Annotated in this window: 1 protein-coding gene; it reads left to right on the top strand. The window is 66.1% G+C overall.

The features are described 5' to 3' along the window. Positions 1-549 (top strand): M20/M25/M40 family metallo-hydrolase (locus NS334_RS17270; RefSeq protein ID WP_153002842.1); only part of this gene is annotated, 549 nt, incomplete at both ends.

The following is a 549-nucleotide window of genomic DNA, read 5'->3' as shown; positions in this document are numbered from 1 at the left end:
AACAAGTGCTTCGGGCCCGGCATCTTCGACATGAAGGGCGGCAACTATCTGTCGATCGAAGCGATCCGGCAATTGGCTCGCGCGTCCTTCACGACGCCGCTGCCGATCACGGTGCTGTTCACGCCCGATGAAGAGGTCGGCACGCCCTCGACGCGCGACATCATCGAGGCCGAGGCCGCACGCAACAAATATGTGCTGGTGCCGGAGCCCGGCCGGCCGAACAACGGTGTCGTCACCGGCCGCTACGCGATCGCGCGCTTCAACCTCGAAGCCACCGGCAAGCCGAGCCATGCCGGCGCGCCGCTGTCCTCCGGCCGTTCCGCGATCCGGGAAATGGCCCGGCAGATCATCGCTATCGACGGCATGACCACCGAGGACTGTACCTTCTCGGTCGGCGTCGTGCATGGCGGCCAATGGGTCAATTGCGTCGCGACCACCTGCACCGGCGAAGCGCTCAGCATGGCCAAGCGCCAGGCCGATCTCGACCGCGGCGTCGAGCGCATGCTGGCGCTGTCAGGCACGGCCAACGACGTCACTTTCAAGGTGACG

The sequence above is a fragment of the Sphingomonas endophytica genome, assembly GCF_001476895.1.
GTDB lineage: Bacteria > Pseudomonadota > Alphaproteobacteria > Sphingomonadales > Sphingomonadaceae > Sphingomonas > Sphingomonas endophytica_A.
Note: the sequence above shows the minus strand (reverse complement) of the source record. Positions and strands in the feature narration are given on the sequence as shown.